Annotated in this window: 21 protein-coding genes; 5 read left to right on the top strand and 16 right to left on the bottom strand. The window is 71.6% G+C overall.

Translation table 11 applies throughout. The features are described from left to right. Nucleotides 1-8: 8 nt before the first annotated feature. The 3 genes from ilvN to MMF94_RS09745 form a co-directional block, all read right to left on the bottom strand. A complete protein-coding gene (gene ilvN, locus MMF94_RS09755) occupies nucleotides 9-518 on the bottom strand; it encodes an acetolactate synthase small subunit (protein ID WP_241036039.1) in 510 nt (169 codons plus the stop codon). After that, nucleotides 518-2,476, bottom strand: coding sequence for an acetolactate synthase large subunit (locus MMF94_RS09750; protein ID WP_277398684.1), 1,959 nt, complete (start codon nucleotides 2,474-2,476; stop codon nucleotides 518-520). Before MMF94_RS09750 ends, ilvN begins: the two co-directional genes overlap by 1 nt. Before the next feature lie 256 nt (nucleotides 2,477-2,732). Next, nucleotides 2,733-3,380 (bottom strand): hypothetical protein, encoded by a 648-nt coding sequence (locus MMF94_RS09745; protein WP_241035982.1) that lies wholly within the window; start codon nucleotides 3,378-3,380, stop codon nucleotides 2,733-2,735. A 137-nt stretch (nucleotides 3,381-3,517) separates the two neighbouring features. On the opposite strand from MMF94_RS09745, the gene MMF94_RS09740 reads away from it, so the two are divergent. Together MMF94_RS09740 and ilvD are read left to right on the top strand one after the other, a co-directional pair. Next, entirely contained in the window at nucleotides 3,518-3,931 is a 414-nt protein-coding gene (locus MMF94_RS09740; RefSeq protein WP_241035981.1) for a PH domain-containing protein, read from the top strand. A gap of 4 nt (nucleotides 3,932-3,935) precedes the next feature. Further along, nucleotides 3,936-5,777 carry a dihydroxy-acid dehydratase gene (gene ilvD / locus MMF94_RS09735; protein WP_241035980.1) on the top strand — a complete coding sequence of 614 codons (1,842 nt, stop codon included), beginning with the start codon at nucleotides 3,936-3,938 and terminating at the stop codon, nucleotides 5,775-5,777. A 49-nt stretch (nucleotides 5,778-5,826) separates the two neighbouring features. On the opposite strand, the gene MMF94_RS09730 is transcribed toward ilvD, so the two are convergent. Then, the gene (locus tag MMF94_RS09730) at nucleotides 5,827-6,423 is read right to left on the bottom strand and encodes a DoxX family protein (protein WP_241035979.1); all 597 of its coding nucleotides are present in this window, start codon (nucleotides 6,421-6,423) and stop codon (nucleotides 5,827-5,829) included. A 61-nt stretch (nucleotides 6,424-6,484) separates the two neighbouring features. Beyond that, nucleotides 6,485-7,399 carry a 2-hydroxyacid dehydrogenase gene (locus tag MMF94_RS09725; RefSeq protein WP_241035978.1) on the bottom strand — a complete coding sequence of 305 codons (915 nt, stop codon included), beginning with the start codon at nucleotides 7,397-7,399 and terminating at the stop codon, nucleotides 6,485-6,487. 100 nt (nucleotides 7,400-7,499) lie between these two features. Between MMF94_RS09725 and MMF94_RS09720 the strand changes: the two genes are divergently transcribed. Then, on the top strand, nucleotides 7,500-8,651 hold the full coding sequence (locus MMF94_RS09720; RefSeq protein ID WP_241035977.1) for a PQQ-dependent sugar dehydrogenase: 1,152 nt from the start codon (nucleotides 7,500-7,502) through the stop codon (nucleotides 8,649-8,651). An 11-nt stretch (nucleotides 8,652-8,662) separates the two neighbouring features. On the opposite strand, the gene MMF94_RS09715 is transcribed toward MMF94_RS09720, so the two are convergent. From MMF94_RS09715 to gatC, 6 genes are all read right to left on the bottom strand, one after another. Further along, nucleotides 8,663-9,814: an esterase-like activity of phytase family protein gene (locus MMF94_RS09715; protein WP_241035976.1), complete on the bottom strand. Its 1,152-nt coding sequence runs from the start codon at nucleotides 9,812-9,814 to the stop codon at nucleotides 8,663-8,665. Nucleotides 9,815-10,008: 194 nt separating this feature from the next. Continuing rightward, entirely contained in the window at nucleotides 10,009-10,797 is a 789-nt protein-coding gene (locus MMF94_RS09710) for a nitroreductase family protein (RefSeq protein ID WP_241035975.1), read from the bottom strand. A gap of 60 nt (nucleotides 10,798-10,857) precedes the next feature. Then, nucleotides 10,858-11,208 (bottom strand): type II toxin-antitoxin system prevent-host-death family antitoxin, encoded by a 351-nt coding sequence (locus tag MMF94_RS09705; RefSeq protein WP_241035974.1) that lies wholly within the window; start codon nucleotides 11,206-11,208, stop codon nucleotides 10,858-10,860. A 141-nt stretch (nucleotides 11,209-11,349) separates the two neighbouring features. Next, entirely contained in the window at nucleotides 11,350-12,852 is a 1,503-nt protein-coding gene (gene gatB, locus MMF94_RS09700) for an Asp-tRNA(Asn)/Glu-tRNA(Gln) amidotransferase subunit GatB (RefSeq protein WP_241035973.1), read from the bottom strand. Nucleotides 12,853-12,922: 70 nt separating this feature from the next. Then, nucleotides 12,923-14,434: an Asp-tRNA(Asn)/Glu-tRNA(Gln) amidotransferase subunit GatA gene (gatA, locus tag MMF94_RS09695; protein ID WP_241035972.1), complete on the bottom strand. Its 1,512-nt coding sequence runs from the start codon at nucleotides 14,432-14,434 to the stop codon at nucleotides 12,923-12,925. Continuing rightward, on the bottom strand, nucleotides 14,431-14,760 hold the full coding sequence (gene gatC, locus MMF94_RS09690; RefSeq protein ID WP_241035971.1) for an Asp-tRNA(Asn)/Glu-tRNA(Gln) amidotransferase subunit GatC: 330 nt from the start codon (nucleotides 14,758-14,760) through the stop codon (nucleotides 14,431-14,433). Before gatC ends, gatA begins: the two co-directional genes overlap by 4 nt. 307 nt (nucleotides 14,761-15,067) lie before the next feature. On the opposite strand from gatC, the gene MMF94_RS09685 reads away from it, so the two are divergent. Together MMF94_RS09685 and MMF94_RS09680 are read left to right on the top strand one after the other, a co-directional pair. After that, nucleotides 15,068-15,724 (top strand): ACT domain-containing protein, encoded by a 657-nt coding sequence (locus MMF94_RS09685; protein WP_241035970.1) that lies wholly within the window; start codon nucleotides 15,068-15,070, stop codon nucleotides 15,722-15,724. 13 nt (nucleotides 15,725-15,737) lie between these two features. After that, the gene (locus MMF94_RS09680; protein ID WP_241035969.1) at nucleotides 15,738-16,982 is read left to right on the top strand and encodes a helix-turn-helix domain-containing protein; all 1,245 of its coding nucleotides are present in this window, start codon (nucleotides 15,738-15,740) and stop codon (nucleotides 16,980-16,982) included. 237 nt (nucleotides 16,983-17,219) lie between these two features. On the opposite strand, the gene MMF94_RS09675 is transcribed toward MMF94_RS09680, so the two are convergent. The 5 genes from MMF94_RS09675 to MMF94_RS09655 form a co-directional block, all read right to left on the bottom strand. After that, a complete protein-coding gene (locus MMF94_RS09675) occupies nucleotides 17,220-18,395 on the bottom strand; it encodes a fatty acid desaturase family protein (RefSeq protein ID WP_241035968.1) in 1,176 nt (391 codons plus the stop codon). A gap of 11 nt (nucleotides 18,396-18,406) precedes the next feature. Continuing rightward, the gene (locus MMF94_RS09670; protein ID WP_241035967.1) at nucleotides 18,407-19,444 is read right to left on the bottom strand and encodes a ferredoxin reductase; all 1,038 of its coding nucleotides are present in this window, start codon (nucleotides 19,442-19,444) and stop codon (nucleotides 18,407-18,409) included. Between the two features lie 127 nt (nucleotides 19,445-19,571). Continuing rightward, a complete protein-coding gene (locus MMF94_RS09665) occupies nucleotides 19,572-20,291 on the bottom strand; it encodes a 3-keto-5-aminohexanoate cleavage protein (RefSeq protein ID WP_241035966.1) in 720 nt (239 codons plus the stop codon). 109 nt (nucleotides 20,292-20,400) lie between these two features. After that, entirely contained in the window at nucleotides 20,401-22,842 is a 2,442-nt protein-coding gene (ligA, locus tag MMF94_RS09660; protein ID WP_241035965.1) for an NAD-dependent DNA ligase LigA, read from the bottom strand. A gap of 59 nt (nucleotides 22,843-22,901) precedes the next feature. Further along, complete coding sequence (locus MMF94_RS09655; protein ID WP_241035964.1) at nucleotides 22,902-24,002, bottom strand: pyridoxal-phosphate-dependent aminotransferase family protein; 1,101 nt, start codon at nucleotides 24,000-24,002, stop codon at nucleotides 22,902-22,904. Between the last annotated feature and the right edge of the window lie 7 nt (nucleotides 24,003-24,009).

Below are 24,009 nucleotides of genomic sequence, written 5' to 3'. Positions count from 1 at the left end.
GATCGTGGCTAACGGATGGCAGCGGCGGCGGTGATCGAGCGGGGACCGCGGCCGACGGCCACCATCCCCGACTGCACCATCTCGCGGATACCGAAGGGCTCGAGGTTCTTGAGCAGCGCGCTCAGCTTCTCAGCGGTTCCGGTGGCCTCGATCGTCAGTGCCTCCGGTGTCACGTCCACCGCCTTCGCGCGGAACAGGTTGACGATCTCGAGCACCTGGCTGCGCACGCCGGGGTCGGCGCGCACCTTGACCAACAGAAGTTCGCGCTGGACGGACGCTGCCGGCTCCAGCTCCACGATCTTGATCACGTGCACGAGCTTGTTGAGCTGCTTGGTGACCTGCTCGAGCGGAAACTCGTCGACGGCAACGACGATCGTCATCCGCGAGATGTCCGGGTGCTCGGTGGGTCCCACGGCGAGCGACTCGATGTTGAAACCTCGCCGGGAGAACAGGCCCGAGATCCGGGCGAGCACCCCCGGCTTGTCCTCGACGAGCACCGACAGGGTGTGCCGTTCGATCACTCTTCCTCACCCTGCCTCATGGCCTCTGCCGTGACGGCGCCGGTGCCGGCGTCGTCGGCGACGATCTCGTCGGTGTCGAACAACGGCCGGATGTTGCGGGCCGCCATGATCTCGGAGTTGCCGGTGCCCGCTGCGACCATGGGCCACACCTGGGCGTCGGCGCCGACCACGAAGTCGATCACAACCGGCCGGTCGTTGATCTCCATGGCCTGCTGGATGACGGCATCGACCTCGTCCTGGGACTCCGCGCGCAGCCCGACGCAGCCCATCGCCTCGGCGAGCAGCAGGAAGTCGGGGATGCGGTGCTTGTGCGTGCCGAGGTCGCTCTGGGAGTAGCGCTCCGAGTAGAAGAGCGTCTGCCACTGCCTGATCATGCCGAGGTTGCCGTTGTTGATGACGGCGACCTTGATCGGGATGCCTTCGAGCACGCAGGTGGCGAGCTCCTGGTTGGTCATCTGGAAGCAGCCGTCGCCGTCGATGGCCCACACCACCGTGTCCGGGCGGCCCATCTTCGCGCCCATCGCCGCAGGCACCGCGTAGCCCATGGTGCCGAGGCCCCCGGAGTTGAGCCACGTGCGCGGCTTCTCGTACCGGACGAACTGCGCGGCCCACATCTGGTGCTGCCCGACCCCCGCCACGTAGACGGCGTCCGGACCTGCGGTCTGGCCGATCCGCTCGATCACGTACTCGGGCGACAGCGAGCCGTCGGCGGGCCAGTCGTAGCCCAGCGGGTAGGTGGAGCGCAGCCCGTCGAGCCTCTTCCACCACGTGGTGAGATCGGTCTGGCCGCGCTCGGCCCGCTCGACGTGCAGCGCGTCGATGAGCTCGGCGATGACCTCTTTGGCGTCCCCGACGATCGGGACGTCGGCCCGGCGGTTCTTGGAGATCTCGGCCGGGTCGATGTCGGCGTGCACGACCGCAGCGTCGGGCGCGAAGCTCGCGAGATGACCGGTGACCCGGTCGTCGAAGCGCGCCCCGAGTGCGACGAGCAGGTCGGACTCCTGCATGGCCGCCACCGCGGTGACCGTGCCGTGCATGCCGGGCATCCCGACGTGCTGGCGGTGGCTGTCCGGGAAGACGCCGCGGGCCATCAGGGTGGTGACCACCGGGATGCCGGTGAGCTCCGCCAGCTCCAGGAGCTCGGCCGAGGCCTCTGCCTTGAGGACGCCGCCGCCGACGTAGAGCACCGGTCGCTGCGCCGAGCTGATCAGCTTGGCGGCCTCCCGGATCTGCTTGCCGTGCGGCCGCGTGGTGGGCCGGTAGCCGGGGAGCTTGAACTCCGGCGGCCAGGAGAACGTGGTGCGCTCCTGCAGCACGTCCTTCGGGATGTCCACCAGGACGGGGCCGGGTCGGCCCGTGGATGCCAGGTGGAACGCCTCCGCGATCGCGCGCGGGATCTCCGTCGCGTCCTTCACGAGAACGTTGTGCTTGGTCACCGGCATGGTGATGCCGGTGATGTCGGCTTCCTGGAACGCGTCGGTGCCGATCAGCGCGCGCGTCTGCTGGCCGGTGATCGCGACGATCGGGACCGAGTCCATGTAGGCGTCGGCCATCGGCGTGACGAGGTTCGTGGCACCCGGCCCCGACGTCGCCATGCAGACGCCGACCTTGCCGGTGGCCTGCGCGTACCCCTCGGCCGCATGCCCCGCGCCCTGCTCGTGACGCACGAGCACGTGGCGCACGCGCGTCGAGTCGAGCAGCGGGTCGTACGCGGGAAGGATCGTGCCTCCCGGAATACCGAATACGACCTCGCAGCCCAGCTCCTCGAGGGAGCGGACGAGCGACTGTGCGCCGGTCATCGGTACACGGTCGAAGCGCGGACCGGGGACGGTCTGCGCCGACGCCGGCTGAGCGGGGCCCGAGCCGGGCTGGGCACCCTGGCGGCCCGGCGGCGGCGCCGGCTTCGGTCCGGACGGTCCGGGGACCGAGCCGGAACGGGGCGTTGCGGTGGTCATCTGCGGCAGCTCCGGGAGTTGGGGCCGGACATGAAAAAACCCCCGACCGCCAGCGGGCGGAACGAGGGTGGCGCGTCGACGACCGAGGGCTCGCTCAGGCGTGGACGCGCCTGATAAGTACGAGATCCTGGACGGCGGGCATGCGCGGGACGCTAGCCGCCCGCCCATGAGGGCGTCAAATCCCTGGGACTGTGATACCAGATGCTGGGACGTCACCGCGCGATTCCGGTCGTGCTCGTCCGGATCGTCCGGCCTGTCATGCCCGCCGATCCACCACCACGGCCACGGCGGCCGCAGCCGCGACGAACAGTAAACCGAGAAGCGCTTCACCGAGCGGTGGCGGGGCGTCGCTCGTGAGCGCGCGCACCGCACTGCCGACCGGCGGGAGCCACGGCTGTACGGCCGTGACCGTCACGACGCTGACGGCGAGGAGGAACGACCAGCCGATGCGTGTGACAACGGGCCGGGCACACAGCGTCCCGATCGCGGTACCGGTGGTGGCCGCGGCGACGTGGACGAGCACACCGGAGAGCACCGCCTCCGCCGGATACGGGTCGGCCGCCCGCACCACCGGCACCACCACGGAGAGCAGGACGAGCACGGCGTCGGCGGCCAGAGCGACCAGCACGGTGCCGGTCACCAGCCGGACCGGCCCGCCCGCCGCGGCCATCGTGACGAGACGCTGGGCCGGGGCCTCGATGTTGGCCACCACCAACGTCAGCCATGCGGCAGTGGGGTAGAGCGCGAGCGCCGTCGCGGGCCACACACCGGGCGGGCGGCCGACGCTGTCGCTGAGCACGACGGCGAGCGCGACGCCGTAGACGACCACGGGGATCAGGACCCGCTGGGACCGGACGACGTCGGCTGCCACGTACCGGGCGACGGCCAGGGTGCGCGTTGTCACCGGGCCTCCTGTCGAACCGTGGGACGCCGAACCGTGGGATCGAAGTCTGCACAAGCCCGATCAACGCCTGCACCCCGACGTCCCCGCAACCGCCCGGTCCGCAGGTGGCGATCCCCGATGGGTGAGACCATGGCCTGGTGAGCACCACCGGCCCCGATCCCGTCCCCCGCGCCGTCTTCCGCACCTCGCCGCTGACGATCCTGGTGGCGCTCGCGTTCGCCTTCTGCGCCACACCCGTGGCGCTGGGGGGCCCGTACCTGTGGCTGCTCTACCTCATACCGATCGGCATCATCGTCTGGACGCTGCGGGTGCGCACCGTGGCCGATCAGGACGCAGTGACCATCCGCCGGATAGTCGGCGGAAGGCGCGTAACGTGGCCGGAAATCAGCTCGCTGCGCCTCGGCCAACGTTCTCGAATTCGCGGTCGTGCCGGGGTCAGCGCGGTGCTGACCGACGGCGCCGAGCTCTCGCTCCCCGCCGTCGGAGTCCGCGACCTGCCTCAGCTCGCCGCCGTCAGTGGCGGCAGGCTGCCCGACCCGGCTGGAGAGTGAGCCGATGCCGGCTCTGCGTTCCCGCGTCACCACCCAAGGCCGTAATGCCGCCGGAGCGCGTTCGCTCTGGCGCGCCACCGGCATGACCGACGACGACTTCGACAAGCCGATCGTCGCCATCGCCAACTCCTACACCCAGTTCGTGCCCGGTCACGTGCACCTCAAGGAGCTCGGCGAGCTCGTGGCGGGCGCGATCCGGGAAGCGGGCGGCGTGGCGCGGGAGTTCCACACCATCGCCGTGGACGACGGCATCGCGATGGGCCACGGCGGGATGCTCTACTCGCTGCCCAGCCGTGAGGTGATCGCCGACGCCGTCGAGTACATGGTCAACGGGCACGCCGCCGACGCGCTGGTCTGCATCTCCAACTGCGACAAGATCACGCCCGGCATGCTCAACGCCGCGATGCGCCTCAACATCCCCACCGTGTTCGTCTCGGGCGGGCCGATGGAGGCCGGCAAGGCTGTCGTCGTCGACGGGGTGGCGCACGCGCCCACCGACCTGATCACCGCGATCTCCGCCTCGGCCTCCTCGCAGGTCGACGACGAGGGCCTGGGGCTCGTGGAGCGCTCGGCCTGCCCGACCTGCGGTTCGTGCTCCGGGATGTTCACCGCCAACTCGATGAACTGCCTCACCGAGGCCCTCGGCCTCGCGCTGCCCGGCAACGGCTCCACGCTGGCCACGCACGCCGCGCGGCGCGAGCTGTTCCTCGAGGCAGGCCGCACGGTGATGGCGCTCGCGAAGCGCTGGTACGGCGACGACGACGCCTCCGTGCTGCCCCGGTCGATCGCGAACCGGAAGGCGTTCGAGAACGCGATGGCGCTCGACGTCGCGATGGGTGGCTCCACCAACACCGTGCTGCACATCCTCGCCGCCGCGCAGGAGGGCGAGATCGACTTCGACCTGGCGGCGATCGACGCCTTGTCGCGCCGGGTTCCCTGCCTGGCGAAGGTGTCGCCGAACTCCAGCTACCACATGGAGGACGTGCACCGGGCCGGTGGAATCCCCGCCATCCTCGGCGAGCTCTGGCGGGCCGGGCTGCTCAACGAGGACGTCCACACGGTCCACTCGCCGTCGCTGCGGCAGTGGCTGTCCGAGTGGGACGTCCGGGCGCAGGCGCCGTCGGAGAAGGCCGTTGAGCTGTACCACGCGGCACCGGGCGGGGTGCGCACGACGGAGGCGTTCTCCACGGAGAACCGCTGGTCGTCGCTCGACACGGACGCGGCCGACGGCTGCATCCGCGACGCGGAGCACGCCTACACCGCCGACGGTGGGCTCGCCGTGCTGCGCGGCAACATCGCCCCGGACGGTGCGGTGATCAAGACCGCCGGCATTCCCGAGGACATCTGGCGCTTCTCCGGGCCCGCCCGCGTGGTGGAGAGCCAGGAGGAGGCCGTGTCGGTCATCCTCACCAAGCAGATCCAGCCCGGTGACGTGCTGGTGGTGCGTTACGAGGGTCCGGCGGGCGGGCCGGGAATGCAGGAGATGCTGCACCCCACCGCGTTCCTCAAGGGGGCGGGGCTCGGCGCGAAGTGCGCCCTGATCACCGACGGCCGCTTCTCGGGTGGGTCGAGCGGCATCTCGGTGGGGCACATCTCCCCCGAGGCCGCTGCAGGCGGTGTGATCGGCCTGATCGAGGACGGCGACACGGTGCTCATCGACGTCCGGAGCCGCACGCTCGAGGTGCAGGTCAGCGACGAGGTGCTGGCCGAACGCCGGTCCAAGATGGACGCTTCCGAGCAGCCCTGGCAGCCGAAGGACCGCGAGCGCACGGTCTCGAAGGCACTGCGCGCCTACGCGGCGCTCGCCACGAGCGCGCACACGGGCGCCGTTCGCCGGGTGCCCTGACGTCTCCGGCCGGCTCGGACGCCGCCGTGGCGTCCGGGCCGGCTTCCCGTCAGACGCGCAGGAACACGTACACCAGCACACCCACGGCCACGCCGATCACCAGCGCCAGCACGCCCCACGAGGCCGGCCGCCGGTGCCAGGCGCTGCCGTTCTCGATCGCGATCCTCCCGGCCCCGGTGAGCACGAGCGCGGCGGCCGCGAGCCCGAGCACGACGTCCAGCTCTACGGCGTTGGCCCCCGCGGCCGTGATGAAGAACCCGCTCGTCATCTTGATCAGCACCGCGTTGATCTTGATGGCGACCAGCGCGGCAGCCGCGAGCGGCGTGAGCACCCCCAGCACGACGAACGCCCCGGCCACCAGCTCCGCGATCCCGGTGGCCCACGACAGCGCGGGGGCCCGCTGGTAGCCGTACCGCTCGAGCATGCGGCCGAACTCGGCAGGCCCAGGCCCGTCCCACAGCCCGAACACCTTCTGCATGCCGTGGGCGAAGAACGTGCCGCCCACCGCGAACCGAAGGATCAGCAGCCCGACGTCCGTGGCGCCGTTCCATACCAACGGCCTGCGGTTCGGACGCGTCGTGCCCGCCTCCGGCTCGCCGAAGGAACTGCCAGGACCCGGGAGCATCGACGTCGGCCGGTCGGTCATGCCGGGAGGGTAGACGCGCCGGGCCGGTTACGCACTCGACTCGGCTCGTCACTCACCCGGATCAGTACCCGTTCTCCACCAGGTTCGGCGGCTGCTCCCCGCGCACGTAGGCACCGAGCTGCTCGGCGACCACCTCGTAGGCGTGTCGCCTCATGCTCGGCACGCTGCCGCCAACGTGCGGCGTGACGAGCAGCCCGGGCGCGCGCCACAACGGGTGGTCGGCGGGCAGGGGCTCGGGCTCGGTGACGTCGAGCGCGGCACGCAGCCGGCCGCTCGTGAGCTCCGCAGTGAGTGCGTCGGTGTCGACCACCGACCCGCGCGCGGCGTTGACCAGCAGCGCGCCGTCCGGCATCGCGGCCAGGAACTCGGCGCCGACGAGCCCGCGAGTCTCGTCGGTGAGGGGAACGACCACCACGCAGGCGTCGTGTCGGGGCAGCAGGTCGAGCACCTCGTCGATGCCGTGCACGCCCGGACGGGCCCGGCGCCCGACCAGTGTGGTCTCGACGTCGAAGGGCGCGAGGCGGTGCACCGTGTTCTCGGCGAGGTCGCCCGCGCCGAGGATGAGCACCCGCTTCCCGGCCAGTTCCTCGGTGACGTGCTGGTCCCAGTTCCCCTCGTCCTGCGCCCGGACGAACCGCGGGAACTCGCGATAGACCGCCAGGAGGGCGCCGACGACCCACTCCGCCGTGGCGCCACCGTGGGCGCCCCGGCAGTCGGAGAGTGCGACACCGTCGGGCAGCTGACCGACCCAGTTCTCCGCACCCGCCGACAGGAGCTGCACCAACTGCAGCTTCGGCAACGACCTCGCCATGGCCAGCCCGTCGCTGTTCGCGAGGGCCGGCACGAGCACCTGTGCGGTCTCCGCCGCCTCCGGGAGCTCGCTGCCGACGTCGTATCTCAACGGAGTGATGCCGGGGACGGCGGCGAGAGCGGTCATCCCCTCCTCATGTGGAACCAGAACAACGATGTCGCCCATGCCCCGACCCTAATGACGTGGCTCGGGACGGCCTGCGGGTGTGGGGGTCCAGCACGAACCGTTCACCGGCCGCTCACTCCGTGCCGCATAGCCTGGGTCCGTGGGAGGACGGGTTCGGCGCGCGGCGGCCACGGCGTTGCTCGGCCTGCTGCTGGCCGGCTGCGCGACGTTCCCCGACCAGGGCCCGCGGGAATGGCGGGAGCAGGTGGAGGGCGCGGGAGAGCTCGGAGGCCCGCCCGTCATTCCGGAACCCACCCCGCCGCAGTCCGCGCCCCCCGGAGGAGACGCCGGGCAGCCCGGCGCGCCCCAGCAGCCCACAGGGTGCGTCGACCCCGACCCGCAGGTCGTGGCGACCTGCCTGGAGCCGGTGGGCGCGATCGCGGTCCTTCCCGACGGCCATTCGGCACTCGTGGCCGAGCGCGCGACCGGTCGGGTGCTGCGAGTGCAGCGCGGGGCGGACCCGGTTCTGGTCACCACCGTGCCGGTGGACCCGAGCGGTGGCGGCGGCCTCACCGGGCTCGTGCTCTCCCCGTCCTACGCCGAGGACCAGCTCGTCTACGCCTACGCCACGACCCGCGAGGACAACCGTGTGGTGCGGATCGCTCCTGGCGAGGCCCCGAAACCCGTGCTCACCGGCATCCCCCGCGGCCCCCGGGACAACAGTGGAGCCCTCGGCGTGGACGTCGACGGGTCGCTGCTGGTGGCCACGGGTGACGCAGGCGGCGACCCGGCGGCGCCCGGTTCGCTCGCGGGCAAGCTGCTGCGCATCGACACGCTGGGCCGTCCCGCCCCCGGCAACCCGGACCCCGCCTCGCTGGTGCTCAGTTCGGGGCTGCGGGCGCCGGGCGGGATCTGCATCGACCCGGTGACGACGATGGTGTGGGTGACCGACCGCACCGGCACGCAGGACGTCCTGCACCTCGTCGTGCCCGGGCCGCTCCCCGCGCCCGCCTGGACCTGGCCCGACCGGCCCGGTGTGGCCGGCTGCGTGGCCCAGCCGGGGCTGGTCGCCATCGCGCTCACCGGAGCCGCGTCGCTCTTCGTGCTGCACCCGGGCGACAACGCCATGTTCACGGGGACGCCGGAGAAGATGCTCACCAACACCTACGGCCGGCTGTCGGCGGCAGCCTTCGCCTCGGACGGGCTGCTCTGGCTGGGCACCGTCAACAAGGCGGGCGGCAAGCCCGTGCCCAGCGACGACAGGGTGATCCGGATCCAGCCGCCGGCGGGAGGCGGGGAGAGCCGCACCTGAGGTCGACGGCGTCAGACCGGCCGGATGCGTCCCCCCGTACGGGCCATGGCGAGCGCGACGACCTGCGTGCGCTGAGTCGCTGCGAAGTTGTCGTCGCTGACCAGGACCAGGGTTCGCTCACCGGTGCACACGTCCGGCCCCCACGTCATGCCTTCGATGTTCTCGATCCGCTCCAGCCCGACGTCGGCGAGATCGACGAGCAGCGTCTTGCGCGCCGGCTGGATCGAGGCCCCGACCAGCGACGGCAGAGCGCGCACGTCGGTGGCACGCGAGATGTCGGCCACATAGACGCGGATCCGGTTGCCGAAGCCGGTCACGAAGGCTCGCTCCAGGAGGAGGAACCGGGTGGACGTCGCCGGTTCGCAGGCGAGGATCGACGCCACGCCGGAGTTTCCCTCCGCCGGCCCCTCGGGAAGGGCGTCGAGCTCGTAGGCGTACTGCGCGAGGACCGCCCCCTCCACCGACTGCACCGTGATCCTCGTGACGCCGCCCGCACCAGCCGTCGGCTCGGGCCCGTCCGTCACGAGCGGGTCCTCCAGCACGGAGACGACGAGGTCGCCGTTGCGGGCGAACGTGACGCTCTCGATGGCGTGGTCCTGCCTCGGCCCGAGCCCCTCCGAGTACAGCTCGTTACGCGGAATCGGCAGGTCGCGGAGGAAACGGCCGTCGCGCGTCGAGATCCGCAGCGCGGGATCGACGACGATGCGCTGCCCCGCGCTCGACTCGGCGAGGATTCCCTCGTGGCTCCACAACATGCGGCCGGTGCGCGGATCCACACGGATCTCCTCGGGGTCCACGGTGCCGAACACATTGCGTTCGCCCGGTCCGAAGTCGAACTGCTCCGTGGCCCATTCGTCGAGTGACGGATATGCCTTTCCGTCGGGCCGACGGAAGAAGGTGACCCCGGTCAGCATGACGTCGTGAAGCCCGCCGGCGTCCAGTTCGATCTCGGCCGTGTAGAAGCGGGCGGGGTCGACGGCGGAGCGGTCGTCGCTGAGGAGCAGGTAGCAGCCGGTGTGAGGGTCGTACTCGACACCGGAGAACCCGCCGACCGTCGTGCCGCGGAACTGGAGTCTGTGGGGCAGGGTCCGTTCACCGAGCAGTCGGACCGCCCCGTAGCCGCATCTGGCTCGCTGCCACGCGATCTGGCGCTGTTGCTCCATCGTTCCCCCCGGCACTGGTCGCCCCCGTGATGCGCAGGTGATGCGCACGCACACCAAGGCAGACGTGCGCGGCGGGCAAGCCGGTCGAGTCACGTGGAAGGAATCACATCCGCCCGGATCAGGAATCCGGATATGCGAATTCCCGCATTCATATCGACGAGGGAGCCGGCGCCGGACGTCGATGATCAGGGCGGTCAGGGCTGGTGCTGCCCCCACTGCCCGTGGTGGACGACCTCGGCAACGCCCCGCCGTCCCCGCTTCAAGGAGGGGGAAGGTGTGTCGGGGGCCGGGTAGCCGATGGAGAGCACACCGATCGGCTCGTACGCGTCCGGCACCCCGAACTCGGCCCGGACGGCCGGCACCCGCGACGGCGGGAGCCCGAAGAAGCAGGCACCCAGCCCCTCGTCCACCACGGTCTGCAGCATCAGCAGAGACGCCATGCCCGTGTCGATGTACCAGTAGGGCATTTGCCAGCGGGCCTCGTCCTGGTCGGTCCAGCCCTTGTCCGGCTCGGCGTAGCGCTCGAGGTAGCCGGCCTTGTGCGCGAAAGGGATCACCAGCAACGGCGCCCGCTGCAGGCCGGCAAGGACCCAGTCGTAGCTCCCGTCGGCCTCCTCCTCGGCCGCGGCCGCCCAGAACCGCTCCCGGTCCTGCGGACTCTCGAGTACGAGAAACGCCCAGCCCTGGCTGAAGCCGCCCGAGGGAGCGTGCAGGGCGTTGGCCAGGATGCGGTCCCGGATCGGAGACGGCACGGACCGTTCAGGATCGTAGTTCCGGATCATGCGGCGCCTGCGGACGATCTGGTTGAACTCCATTCCGGAAGTCCTACCGCTGCGCCACCCGCCCGGGAAGATCGTTCTCGTCGGCACCGGGGCCGCAGCGCCCCCGGATGGCCGCGGGTCGAGGGCGAGGTTGTACATCGCCACCACGAGGCGACGGGCGATGGGCTTGTCGCGCTTGCGTACGTTCAGCCGCGGGGTCAACTCGACCTCGAACCGGCGGAGGTCGCCGTCCTCGTTCAGGGACGCTCGCGCGGCGTGGCGTCATCGGCTGTGGTCGACTCGATCGACCGGCTGTTGCGCCCCCGACGACCAGGCGGCCTTGCGTCCCCTGAGGGCTGGCGGAGGAAGGATGTCCAGCTCGTCGGCGACGTCGAGCAGCGGCCGGGTCGAGGCGCCGGCGTCCAATTCCTCCGCCGCTTCCCGCGCGAGCCTCCACAGGTGTGCGTCTTCGGCGGCTTCCGCGGCTTCGGCGACCTCGACGGGGACGACCGCACCGACGCGCTGTCCACGCTTCGTGATGTAGGTGATCTGCCCTGCGTACGTCGCCCGCCCGAGGACGTCGGCGAAGTGGTCGCGGGCGTCGGAGATGGGCAGTTCCTCAGGCGCAGTCACCACTACAACGTACGAGTCGTACGAACTGGGCGTCAGGCCGAGAGTGTTGGCCGCTGTGAGCCCGGCCGGCCACCCTCTACGCAGCCGTCGGCAGGTGGGTCGAGCCGCACCGAGCGACCCGGCCCACCACGCCGAACGCCGCTACGCCCCGACGCGCTCGATGATCAGCTCCCGCACCCGCTTGGCGTCGGCCTGGCCCTTCGTGGCCTTCATGACGGCACCGACGATCGCACCGGCGGCCTGCACCTTGCCGCCGCGGATCTTCTCCGCGACGTCCGGTTGCGCGGCCAGTGCCTCGTCGACCGCCGCCACCAGCGCGCCCTCGTCTGAGACGACGGCGAGCCCACGCGCGGCGACGACGTCGTCGGGCGAACCCTCTCCGGCCAGCACCCCGTCGACGACCTGACGGGCGAGCTTGTTGTTCAGCGAGCCCGACGCGACGAGCTCGATGACCCGCGCAACCTGCTCGGGCGTGATCGGCAGCCCCGCCAACTCGACGCCACGCGCGTTCGCCTGCTGGGCGAGGTACGCCACCCACCACGAGCGGGCCTCACCCGCGGGAGCGCCGGCCGCGACCGTGGCCTCGATGAGGTCGAGCGCCCCGGCGTTGACCAGGTCGCGCAGCTCCTCGTCGGTGAGCGACCACTCGGCCTGGAGCCGGCGGCGACGCTCCCACGGCCGCTCCGGCAGCGTGCCGCGCAGCTCCTCGACCCACTCTGCGGGAGGGGCGATCGGCACCAGGTCGGGCTCCGGGAAGTACCGGTAGTCCTCGGCGGTCTCCTTGCGGCGGCCGGGCCGGGTGGTGCCGCCTGCCTCCTCGAAGTGGCGGGTCTCCTGCACGATCGGCTCGCCCGCGAGCAGCACGCCCGCCTGCCGCGTCATCTCGTACCGGACGGCACGCTCCACCGACCGCAACGAGTTGACGTTCTTGGTCTCGGTGCGCGTGCCGAGCACGCCGGAACCCCGCGGGGACAGCGACAGGTTCACGTCGCAGCGCATCGAGCCCTGGTCCATCCGCACGTCGGACACATCGAGCGCCCGCAGCAGGTCGCGCAGCGCCGTGACGTATGCCCGTGCCACCTCCGGCGCCCGCGCGCCGGTGCCGGGGATCATCTTCGTGACGATCTCGATCAGCGGCACGCCTGCACGGTTGTAGTCCAGCAGCGAGTACTCCGCACCGTGGATCCGCCCGGTGGCGCCTCCGACGTGCAGCGACTTGCCGGTGTCCTCCTCCATGTGGGCGCGCTCGATCTCGACGCGGACTGTGGTGCCGTCGTCGAGCGGCACGTCCAGGTACCCGTTGACGGCGATCGGCTCGTCGTATTGCGAGGTCTGGAAGTTCTTCGGCATGTCGGGGTAGAAGTAGTTCTTCCGCGCGAAGCGGCCCCACGGCGCGATCTCGCAGTTCAGCGCCAGGCCGATCCGGATCGCCGACTCCACGGCCGCGCGGTTCACCACCGGCAACGCCCCCGGCAGGCCCAGGCACGTGGGGCAGACCTGCGTGTTCGGCTCGGCGCCGAACGTGGTGGGGCAGCCGCAGAACATCTTCGTGTTCGTGTTGAGCTCGACGTGCACCTCGAGCCCGAGCACCGGCTCGAAGCGCTCCACGACCTCGTCGAAGTCGACCAGCGTAGGGGCGCTCATCGTCCTCCCTCGCAAAGCTCGGTCGGCGCTTCGCGCACACGCTGTATCGATGATTCGCTCGCAAGCTCGCTCATCCCGCACCTCCGGGAATCGAAGGGACGCGGTTGATCAGCGGGCCGCCGTCCTCGGCGTTGCGGGCGGCCTCGTACGCCGCTCCCACCCGGTACATGACGGCCTCGCCGAGCGCGGGGGCCATCACCTGGAGGCCGACAGGCAGTCCGTCCGCGAGTCCCGACGGCACCGACAGCGCGGCCGTGCCCGCCAGGTTGGTCGGGATCGTCGCCAGGTCGTTCAGGTACATGGCGAGCGGGTCGTCGACCTTGTCGCCGATCGGGAACGCCGTGGTGGGCGTCGTCGGCGAGACCAGGACGTCCGCCTGGGCGAACGCCTCGGCGAAGTCGCGGGCGATGAGCGTGCGCACCTTCTGCGCCTGCCCGTAGTAGGCGTCGTAGTAGCCCGACGAGAGCGCGTAGGTGCCGAGAATGATGCGCCGCTTGGTCTCGGGCCCGAACCCGGCCTCGCGGGTGGCCGCCATGACCTCCTCCGCCGACGCGCCCGTGTCGACGCGAAGGCCGTAGCGCATGGCGTCGAAGCGGGCGAGGTTCGAGGAGACCTCGCTCGGCAGGATCAGGTAGTAGGCCGCGAGCCCGTACTCGAAGTGGGGGCAGGAGACCTCGACGAGCTCGGCGCCGAGCTTCTCCAGCTGCCGCAACGCCTCGTCGAACGAGGCACGGACGCCGGGCTGATAGCCCTCGCCGCCCATCTCGCGCACCACGCCGACGCGCAGCCCGGAGAGGTCGCCGGTGGCGCCGAGCCGCACGGCCTCGACTACTGCGGGGATCGGCTCGTCGATCGAGGTGGAGTCGAGCGGGTCATGTCCCCCGATCACTTCGTGCAGCAGCGCCGCGTCGAGCACGGTGCGCGCGCAGGGGCCGCCCTGGTCGAGCGAGGACGCGCAGGCGATGAGCCCGTAGCGGGACACGCCGCCGTAGGTCGGCTTGACGCCCACCGTGCCGGTGAAGGCGGCGGGCTGACGGATCGAGCCGCCGGTGTCGGTGCCGATCGCGAGCGGCGCCTCGAACGCGGCGAGCGACGCAGCCGAGCCGCCACCGGAGCCGCCCGGCACGCGGGTGGTGTCCCACGGGTTGCGGGTGGGCCCGTAGGCCGAGTACTCGGTGGACGAGCCCATCGCGAACTCGTCCATGTTGGTCTTGCCCAGGATCGTGATCCCCGCGGCGCGCAACCGCGACGCCACCGTGGCGTCGTAGGGCGGGCGCCACCCATCGAGGATCTTCGACCCCGCCGTGGTGGGCATGTCGAGCGTCGTGAAGACGTCCTTGAGGGCCAGCGGCACACCGGCCAGCGGCGAAGCCGGCGCCGTGCCGGCGTCCAGGCTCTCGTCGACCATCGCGGCCGAGGCCAGCGCGGCGTCGGTGGCCACGTGCAGGAACGCATGCACCTCGTCGTCGACGGCCGCGATCCGGTCGAGGTGGGCCTGCGCGACCTCGACGGCCGACACCTCCCGCGAGTGGATCTTCTCGGCCAGCTCGGCCGCGCTGAGGCGGGTCAGCTCCTCGCTCATGCCTCCTCCCCCAAGATCTGGGGCACCCGGAAGCGCCCGTCCTCGGCAGCGGGGGCACAGGCGAGCGCCTGCTCCTGCGTGAGACCGGGACGCAGCTCGTCGGGCCGGAACACGTTCTGCAGCGGCACCGCGTGCGAGGTAGGCGGAATGTCGTCGGCGGCGACCTCGCCCACGCGGCTGACCGCGGCGATGATCACCTCGAGCTGACCGGCGAAGACATCGAGCTCCGCGTCGGTGACGGCGAGCCGAGACAGTCGGGCGAGGTGCGCGACCTCATCCCGGGTGATCCCGGTGTCGCCACCCGAGGTCACGGGATCGGCGGACATGTCCCTCCAGGGCGGTTCAGTGCGGCGCAGGATGCGGGGTGGTGTCGGCGTGCACTGCGCCTGCTCCCCGCGCGCCGGGCAAGCGCAGCGGCACCGGCGCAGATGTCGACTACGTCGAGTCTAGTCGTCCGGCAACCAGGCCTCCGTCCGGATCCGCTGCCGGATCTGCGCGGATTCAGATGCCTTCGCCAGATGTTGCGCCGAAGGGGGCGCACCCTGACACAATCTCGCCCGGAGTGCCGCGTCGGCCCGCCCGAGTGGCGCCGGTCCCTCGCGGCTGGAAGCTTTTCGCGAGAGGACGTGAAGTGTGTCGTTCCTGCTCCGGGTGGTGCTGCCGGACAAGCCGGGCAGTCTCGGAGCCCTCGCCACGGCACTGGGCAACGCAGGCGCCGACATCCTCAGCGTCGACGTGGTCGAGCGGAGCAGGGGGCACGCGGTCGATGACCTCGCCGTCGAATTGCCGTCAGGGCGACCGCCCGACGTGTTGATCACCGCGGCCGAGTCGATTCCGGGCGTGGAGGTGGAGTCGGTGCGGCCACACTCGGGAAAGCTCGACACCCACCGCGAGCTCGAGCTGATCGAGGAGATCACCAGCGACCCGGCGCATGGCCTGCAACTCCTCGCCGACGGCGTGCCGCGGATCTTCCGGGCCGGGTGGGCGCTCGTCGCCGAGCGCGACGGCACGCGTTCCTACCGGCTGGCCGAGAGCTCAGCGGCGCCGGAGACCCGCGCGGGCGACCTGCCATGGCTCCCGCTGAAGCGCGCGATCGTCGTCGACCCCTCGGTGCACTGGGTGCCCGATCCGTGGCGTGCTCTCGACACGGAGCTCGGAGCAGCGCCGTTCGGGCCCGACGCGCGGGCGCTCGTCGTCGGCAGGCCTGGCGGTCCGGCCTTCCGGCCGTCGGAGCTGGCCCGGCTCACGCACCTCGCGGGGATCGTGACCACGGTGCTCGGCAGCCAGTGATGGAGGGCTGACCGTGGACCGGCCCTGGTCCCGCGTGCCCGGCTGGGTGGGCGCGGCGCTGCGGCCGGAGCTCGCCGGCGCCACCGACGAGGTCATCGCAGCAGTGCGGGCGGAGGTGTCCGACTACGCGCGCCCGTTGACGGGCCGGTTCGGCATGCGGATCACCGAGGGGGTCTCGGTCGCGCTCGGGCAGTTCATCGATCTGCTCGGCCGTGACGAGCCCCTCGGCGACGCCAGCGTCTACCGGGCGCTCGGCCAGCTCGAACACCGCGAGGGCCGCACCCTGGCGGCGTTGCAGTCGGCCTACCAGGTCGGTACCCGCACGATGTGGCGCCGGCTCGGCGGCAGTACCACCGCACGGCAGCTGCCCCCCGAGGTGATCTTCAGCCTGGCCGAGGCACTGTTCAGCTACGTCGAGCAGATCTCGGCCGCCTCGGTGGCGGGCTGGGCCTACGAGGAGTCCAGCCGGGCGAGCTCGATGCAGGCCCGTCGGCACGCGCTGGTGGAACTGCTCGCCCGGCAGCCACCAGCCGCCGCGGCCGAGGTCGAACGGGTCGCCGCGGCGGCCGGCTGGGTGCTGCCCGGCCGGCTCGCCGCCCTCGTGGTCGAGGATGCCGTCGCGATGGCGGGCCGGCTGCCCGGAGCGATCGGGGCCGACCTCGATCCGGTCGGCGTCGCGATCGTGAGCGTCGGCGCCACCCGGAACGGACCTGCGGGCCCGAGCGGGACGCGCGGCGAACCCACACCGGACGGCACCGGCTGGCTCGACCGGCTGCGGGCCGGGTTGGGCGGGCGGCGGGCGGTGCTCGGGCCGGTGGTCGAGCCGTCGCAGGCGCACCGCTCCATCGCGAGGGCGCAGGCGGCGTGGCCGCTTCACGTCGCGGGCCTGCTTCACCCCGGTTCCGACGAGACACTGGCCCGGGCCGACGAGCACCTGCTCGCTCTGCTCCTCGCCGCCGAACCCCAACTGGCGGCCGACCTGTACGAACGCGCTGTGGCCCCGCTGCGCGCCCTGCCGGCCGGACCAGCCGCCCGCGGCGAGGAGACGCTGCGGGCCTGGCTCGACGCGCACGGTGACATCACGGCCACCGCCGCCGCGCTGCACGTGCACCCCCAGACGGTGCGCTACCGCCTGGCCGGGCTCCGCGACGCCTTCGGCGGGGCACTGGACGACCCGGCAGCTCGTCTGGAACTGGCGGTAGCGCTGCGCATGTCGGTGGACAGCTGCGCCGGAACCGACCACCCCCCGGAGCCCTGACCCACCCGCCGCACGCCCGGCAGCGCCGCGGTCGGCCCACCGTTATGAGCGGGCCTTCCGCCCGGGAGGTATTACGCATTGATCGTTCCGAGATCCGGGTTTCCGCCTCGCGCGGGCGCAAATCCGGATCTGGCGGCGATCTTGGCCCGATGATCGTTCCGAGATCAGGGTTCCGCCCTTGCCAGGGCGCAGAACCGGATCTCGCGGCGATCTTGGCCCGGCCGCGTGGCGGTGGGGTCAGGAGGCGAGGCGGGCCGGGACCGCCAGGGGGCGGCGGGTGGGGGTGGGCAGCTGGGCGGGTGGGGTGGTCGCCGGGGACTTGCCCCCGCCGGGGAAGGCCAGGCGAGCGATCTTGCGCAGCACCTTTCCGTACTGCCGCGGCAGCGACCCGGTGGTGTACGGCAGGCCGTAGCGCTTGCAGATCTCCTGCACCCGCGGCGCGATCTCCGCGTAGCGGTTGCTCGGCACGTCGGGGAAGAGGTGGTGCTCGATCTGGTGGCTCAGGTTGCCGGTCATCAGGTGGAAGAGCTTGCCGCCCGACAGGTTCGCCGACCCCAGCATCTGCCGGACGTACCACTGTCCCTTCGTCTCGCCCTCGAGCCGCTCCTCGTCGAACGTCTCCACGCCGTCGGGGAAGTGGCCGCAGAAGATCACGGCGTGCGCCCACATGTTGCGGGCGACGTTGGCGGTGGCGTTCGCGGCCACCGTGCTCAGGAACCCGGGGCCCGACAGCAGCGGGAACAGCACGTAGTCCTTCGCGAGCTGGCGCCGCGCCTTGCGCCAGAGGCCCATCAGCTCCGCCTTGGCCTGCGGCCACGGCTTGGTGCCATCCTTGACCTTCTCGAGCTCGATGTCGTAGATCGCGATGCCCCACTCGAAGATCATCGAGAGGCCGAGGTTCACGAGCGGCTGGAAGACGTCGGTGGGCTTCCACTCCTGCTCGGGCGTGATCCGCATGACCGAGTAGCCCAGGTCGCGGTCCTTGCCGCGGACGTTGGTGAACGTGTGGTGCTCGTAGTTGTGCGACTTCTTCCACGACGCCGCGGGCGAGGCGTGGTCCCACTCCCACGTCGTGGAGTGGATCTTCGGGTCACGCATCCAGTCCCACTGGCCGTGCAGGACGTTGTGGCCGATCTCCATGTTGTCGAGGATCTTGGCCACGGACAGCGCCGCCGTACCGGCCACCCAGGCGGGCGGGAACAAGGAGAAGATCAGCGCGGCGCGGCCGCCCACCTCGAGTCCTCGCTGCACGGCGATGACCCGGTGGATGTAGCGGGCGTCGGCCTCGCCGAGCGACGCGACCACCTCGGCGCGGATCGCGTCCAACTCCGCGCCGAGGGCCTCGACCTGCTCGTCGGTGAGGTGCGCGGCAGCGCTGGGGACGGTGGACGTGGTGAAGGTCTGTGTAGCCATGGAGATGCCTCCTAGAGCTCGATCTCGACGTCGCCCGCGGCACCGGAGACACAGGTGCGTACGGGTTCGCCGGGGGTGTCGTGCAGGTCGCCGGTGCGCAGGTCGCGGACCGCGCCGGAGCGCAGCCGGCCGACGCACGTGTGGCAGATGCCCATGCGGCATCCGTTGGGCAGCAGCGCACCCGCCGCCTCGCCGGCCACCATCAGCGGAGTGCCGGGGCCGGCGTCGGCCTCGATCCCGCTGGCGGTGAAGGACACGCGCCCGCCCGTGGCGTCGGTGGCGACGGCTACCGGCGGGGTGAACAGCTCGACGTGCAATGCGTCCGGGTCACCGACCCTGGCCCAGTGAGCGGTGAGGGCGTCGAGCAGGCCGGCAGGCCCGCAGGCCCAGGTCTGGCGGGCCGCCCAGTCGGGGACCGTGTCGGTGAGGTTCTCCGGAGTGAGCCGGCCCTCCACGGCGGTGTGGCGCTCCACGAACGTGAGCCCGGTACGCGCGGCGAGCATCCGCAGCTCCTGCCCGAAGACGAGGTCGGACGGCGTGCGGTCGCAGTGCACGAGCACCGCCCCGCCGAGCGTCCCGGGCCGGGTTGCGGCCAGGTGGCGGAGCATGCCCATGACGGGCGTGATCCCGCTGCCTGCGGTGAGGAACAGGAGTTTCTCGGGCACCGGCTCCGGCAGCACGAACTCGCCTGCAGGCGGCCCGATCCGCAGCAGTGTGCCGATCGGCGTGCTGTACGCCAGCGCGTTCGAGACGGTGCCGCCCGGCACGGCCGTGACGGTGACGGCGAGCAGTGGGTCGCCCGGGCAGGACGTCACCGAGTAGGTCCGCCAGTGCCAGACCCCGTCGAGCCGCGTGCCGACCCCGACGAACTGGCCCGGCCGGTGCTCCGGACGGCCAGGACCGGAACGCAGCAGCAGAGTGGTGGTGTCGGCGGTCTCCCGGCGCAGTCCGACGACGCGGGCGTGCGGCTCGCGGCGCGACCACAGCGGGTTCAGCGTGCCGAGCAGATCATCGGGTAGCAACGGCTGCGTGAACCAGGACGCTGCCACTCGCGCCCGCCGTCCGAATAACCCCAGAACCCCCATACGTCCGACGCTATTGCCGGCTTCACACAACCGGCCACGTCGCGGACCACGTCCCGGCAGCCCCTTCTGTTGCAGGAGCCAAATCCGTGGATCAGACGCGGATCTCCAACGCCAGCTCGGCGAGATGGTCGTTGCCCGTGGCGAGCCATCCCCTCGGCGTGACGAGGACGTCCTCGAACCCGATGCGGGTGTCGATGCCCATGCGCATCGCGTACTCCAGAACCGGCCAGGCGCCGTCCTCCTCGCCGTGGAGAAGGATCGGAACCGGGAGCGTGCCGAGAGCTCGCAGGATGCGCACCGCCTCGGCCACTGCCGTCTCGGGGTCGGAGACGGTGGACTCGGCCAGCACACGGGTGGTGCCGCGGGGCACCCCGGTGGTGCGCAAGGTGACGGCGTCGCCGCTGGTCCACACGCCGAGCTCGACGCCGATCCCCACCGACGCCGCCGCGGCGCACACGTCGACCCAGCCCTTCTCGTGCACGTTCACCGAGCAGACGTCCGGCTTGCCGACCCCGAGATGGCCCCACGCGAGCACTGCCTCGATGCGCTTGACGGGGTCGGGCTGGATCCAGCGGCCGGTGGTGACGCCGATCTCCATGCCGGGCACCTGGGCCCGGATGGCAGCGACCGTGTCGCCGACGTAGATGGGGTCGAGCGTCTCCTGCTGGTCGGGCCCGCGTGGATGCACGTGCACCGACGAGATGCCCAGCTGCGCCACGTCACGGGCGTCGCGCGCGAGGTGCCGGGCGAGCACCGGGAGCGCGGGATGCGCATCCGCCGGTCGCGATCCGTTCAGAACCGCCTGCAGCACGCAAACACCCCCACACGGACCACGCAGCGAACCCCAATGAGCCGACAAGCCCCATCAGAGGCTCTCGGCACATCGATCATACGGACTCACGCCTGACACGATCGGGGGCTTATGACTCTACTGTCGCCATCTGCCTCGCCGCGTCCGGACCCCGTTCCAGAAGCACTCGGAAACCGGCCTCGTCGAGCACCGGCACTCCGATCTCCAACGCCTTGTCGTATTTGGAGCCAGGGGCGTCGCCCGCCACCACGAACGCGGTTTTCTTCGAGACCGAGCCCGCCGCGCGCCCGCCGCGCGCGGTGATCGCCTCCTTGGCCTCGTCGCGCGAATAGCCCTCCATCGAGCCGGTGACGACGATGGAGAGGCCTTCGAGCGTGCGCGGCACCGACGCGTCGACCTCGTCGACCATCCGGACGCCCGCGGCCCGCCACTTCTCGACGACCTCCCGGTGCCAGTCGACGGTGAACCAGTCGCGCACCGCCGCGGCGATGGTGGGGCCGACCCCTTCCACCCCGGCGATCGGCGCCAACGCCGCAGTGAGGGCCTTCGCCTGCGCCCGCGCCGCCACGCGTGCCGCGCGCTGCGCGGCGGCGGCCCGCTCCTCGGCGGAGAGCTCCGGCACGTCCTCCTCGGTTGCCTCTGCGACGCCCGGCTTCGCGGCACCGTCGCCCGCCGCGCCATCGGCAGCGTCCTCGACGGCCTCGCCGTGGGTGGCCGCCGCTCCGTCAACCGCTCCGCTGTCGACCGCCCCGTCGACGTCCGGTACCGCCGCGAGCGCAACCGCATCGTCGGAGTCGTCGGAGTCGTCGAGCGAACCGTCGGACGTGATCGCGACTCCCGCAGCAGCGGTGTCGCGGGCCGCGGCCTCCGCCGCCGCCTCGATCGCATCCATCGACGCGAACTCCCGGGCCAGCGCCTGCGCCGCGGTGGGCCCGACGTGGCGGATCGACAGCCCGACCAGCACACGCCACAACGGCCGGTCCTTCGCCGCCTCCAGGTTGGCCAGCAGCTTGTGGCCGTTGGCCGACAGCTCCCCCGCCTTGGTGCGGAACAGGTCGACGCGCAGGAGGTCCTGCTCGGTGAGCGTGAAGACGTCGCCCTCGTCCTGCACCACACCGGAGGCGAGCAGCGCGGTGGCGGCCTCGTAGCCCAGACCCTCGATGTCGAACGCTCCCCGCCCGGCCACGTGGAACAGCCGCTCACGCAGCTGCGCGGGGCAGGAACGGGCGTTGGGGCAGCGCTGGTCGACGTCGCCCGCCTTCTGCCGCACCAGGCGCGTGCCGCACTCCGGGCAGTGGGTGGGCATGACGAACTCGCGCTCCGAACCATCGCGCAGATCGACGACCGGGCCGAGCACCTCGGGGATGACGTCGCCCGCCTTGCGGATGACGACGCGGTCGCCGATCAGAACGCCCTTGCGCCGCACCTCATCGGCATTGTGGAGCGTGGCCAGCGAGACCGTGGACCCGGCGATCACCACAGGTTCCATCTGCGCGAACGGCGTGACCCGGCCGGTGCGCCCAACGTTGACCTGGATGTCGAGGAGCTTGGTGGTGGCCTCCTCGGGTGGGTACTTGAACGCGATGGCCCAGCGGGGTGCCCGCGAGGTGGACCCGAGCCGCCGCTGCAGCGCCACCTCGTCGACCTTGACGACCACACCGTCGATCTCGTGCTCGATGTCGTGGCGGTGCTCGCCCCAGTACTCGACGTGGGCGACGACGTCACCGACGTTGTCGAGCACCACGGTGCGCTCCGAGACGGGCAGCCCCCAGGCGCGCAGCGCGTCGTAGCCCTGCGACTGGCGCTCGAGTGCGAAGCCCTCGCGCTTGCCGAAGCCGTGGCAGATCAGGCGTAGGTGGCGCGACGCGGTGACCTTCGGGTCCTTCTGCCGCAACGACCCGGCCGCGGTGTTGCGGGGGTTGGCGAACGGCGGCTTGCCCGCCTCCACCAGCGCCGCGTTGAGCGCCTGGAAATCCTCCAGCCGGAAGTAGACCTCGCCGCGCACCTCCACCACCGCGGGCACGGGGAACTCCGGGGTGCCCGTGAGCCGGTCGGGCACCTCCTCGAGCGTGCGCATGTTGAGCGTGATGTCCTCACCGGTGCGGCCGTCGCCGCGGGTGAGCGCTCTGGTGAGCCGGCCGTTCTCGTAGAGCAGGTTGACGGCCAGCCCGTCGATCTTGAGCTCGCAGAGATAGTGAAGCTGCTCCGCGCCGACGTCGCGCGCGACCCGCTCGGCCCAGCTGCGCAGCTCGTCGGGGCTGAACGCGTTGTCCAGGCTGAGCATGCGCTCGAGATGGTTGTAGGCCGTGAAGTCGGTGGAGAACCGCCCGACCACCCTCTGCGTGGGCGACTCGGGCGTGGCCAGCTCGGGGTGCTGTTCCTCCAGCTCCACCAGCTCACGCCACAGCGCGTCGAACTGCCCGTCGGAGACCACGGGCGCATCGAGCACGTAGTAGCGGAACTGGTGGTCGGCTATCTCGGTCGCCAGCCGAGAGTGACGCTCGCGGACCTCCGCGGACGGGGCCGAAGGGGCGGCGGGTTCTGGGCTCACGCCGTGAGGCTACCGAGACCGACCGACAGTATCGGCCGGTGACGCCCCAGGTCAGGAGGTCAGGCCTTCAGGAGCTCCCGCACCGCGCCGAGCAACGTCACGACGGAACGCTCCGTGGCGGCGTGGCCCATCAGCCCGATCCGCCACGCCCGCCCGGCGAATGCGCCGAGGCCACCCCCGACCTCGATCCCGTAGTCGGCGAGCAGCCGTGTGCGCGCCTGGGCGTCGTCGAGATCCTCGGGAAGGAGCGCGGTGGTGAGCTGCGGCAGCCGGGCACCGTCGGGGGCGAGCACCGTGAAACCCAGCTCCGGCAGCGCCGACTGCAGCAGCCCGCCGACCCGCGCGTGCCGCTCCCAGACCGCTTCGACGCCCTCCTCCAGCAGCCGCCCCAGCCCCGCGTGCAGCGAGTACGCGAGCGTGGAGGACGCGGTGTGGTGGTAGCGCGGGGGCGTGGCCAGGAAGTACTCGTTGAGCAGGCCGAGGTCGAGGTAGAACGAGTGGATCGGCGTGGTGCGGGCCTGCATCTTCGCGACGGCACGCGGGCCGAGCGTCACCGGAGCGAGCCCGGGCGGTGCGCCGAGGCACTTCTGGGAGGCCGAGTAGCAGGCGTCGATCTGCCATTCGTCGATCTCGAGGCGGGTGCCGCCCAGCGCGGTGACAGCGTCGATGAGCAGCAAGGTGTCGGTCTGCGCGAGCTCGGGCCCGAGCGGGGCGATGTCGTTGCGCACGCCGGTGGACGTCTCCGCCGCGACCACGGCAACCAGCGCGGCCTGCGGGTGCGCCCGCTGCGCGGCGAGCACGTCGGCGGGGTCGAGCGCGGTGCCCCACGGCGCCTCGACCCGCACCACACGGGCACCCCCGCGGTGGGCGACCTCGCAGATCCGTTCGCCGAAGTAGCCGTTGACGCCGACGATGACGGTCTCGCCCGGCTCCAGCAGCGACGCCAGGCAGGCCTCCATGCCGGCGGAGCCGGTGCCGCTGACCGGAAGCGTCAACTGGTTGGAGGTGCGGAAGACCTCGCGGAGCCGGTCACCGATCTCGTGCACCACACCGAGGTACTCGGGGTCGAGATGGCCCAGCACCGGACGGGTCAGGGCCTCGACGGCCTCCGGGTACGGCGCGGATGGTCCCGGGCCGAGGAGCAGACGGTCACCGTGCATAGGTCGC

This window comes from Pseudonocardia alaniniphila, assembly GCF_022524485.1.
Classification (GTDB): domain Bacteria; phylum Actinomycetota; class Actinomycetes; order Mycobacteriales; family Pseudonocardiaceae; genus Pseudonocardia; species Pseudonocardia alaniniphila.
This window is presented reverse-complemented; position numbering and strand designations above follow the sequence as displayed.

Excerpts from the sequence above, each read along its gene's own strand:
- MMF94_RS09750 (WP_277398684.1), bottom strand. The coding sequence starts at position 2,476 with ATGACCACCGCAACGCCCCGTTCCGGCTCGGTCCCCGGACCGTCCGGA.
- ilvD (WP_241035980.1), top strand. The coding sequence starts at position 3,936 with ATGCCGGCTCTGCGTTCCCGCGTCACCACCCAAGGCCGTAATGCCGCC.
- MMF94_RS09730 (WP_241035979.1), bottom strand. The coding sequence starts at position 6,423 with ATGACCGACCGGCCGACGTCGATGCTCCCGGGTCCTGGCAGTTCCTTC.
- MMF94_RS09725 (WP_241035978.1), bottom strand. The coding sequence starts at position 7,399 with ATGGGCGACATCGTTGTTCTGGTTCCACATGAGGAGGGGATGACCGCT.
- MMF94_RS09715 (WP_241035976.1), bottom strand. The coding sequence starts at position 9,814 with ATGGAGCAACAGCGCCAGATCGCGTGGCAGCGAGCCAGATGCGGCTAC.
- gatB (WP_241035973.1), bottom strand. The coding sequence starts at position 12,852 with ATGAGCGCCCCTACGCTGGTCGACTTCGACGAGGTCGTGGAGCGCTTC.
- gatA (WP_241035972.1), bottom strand. The coding sequence starts at position 14,434 with ATGAGCGAGGAGCTGACCCGCCTCAGCGCGGCCGAGCTGGCCGAGAAG.
- gatC (WP_241035971.1), bottom strand. The coding sequence starts at position 14,760 with ATGTCCGCCGATCCCGTGACCTCGGGTGGCGACACCGGGATCACCCGG.
- MMF94_RS09675 (WP_241035968.1), bottom strand. The coding sequence starts at position 18,395 with ATGGCTACACAGACCTTCACCACGTCCACCGTCCCCAGCGCTGCCGCG.
- MMF94_RS09655 (WP_241035964.1), bottom strand. The coding sequence starts at position 24,002 with ATGCACGGTGACCGTCTGCTCCTCGGCCCGGGACCATCCGCGCCGTAC.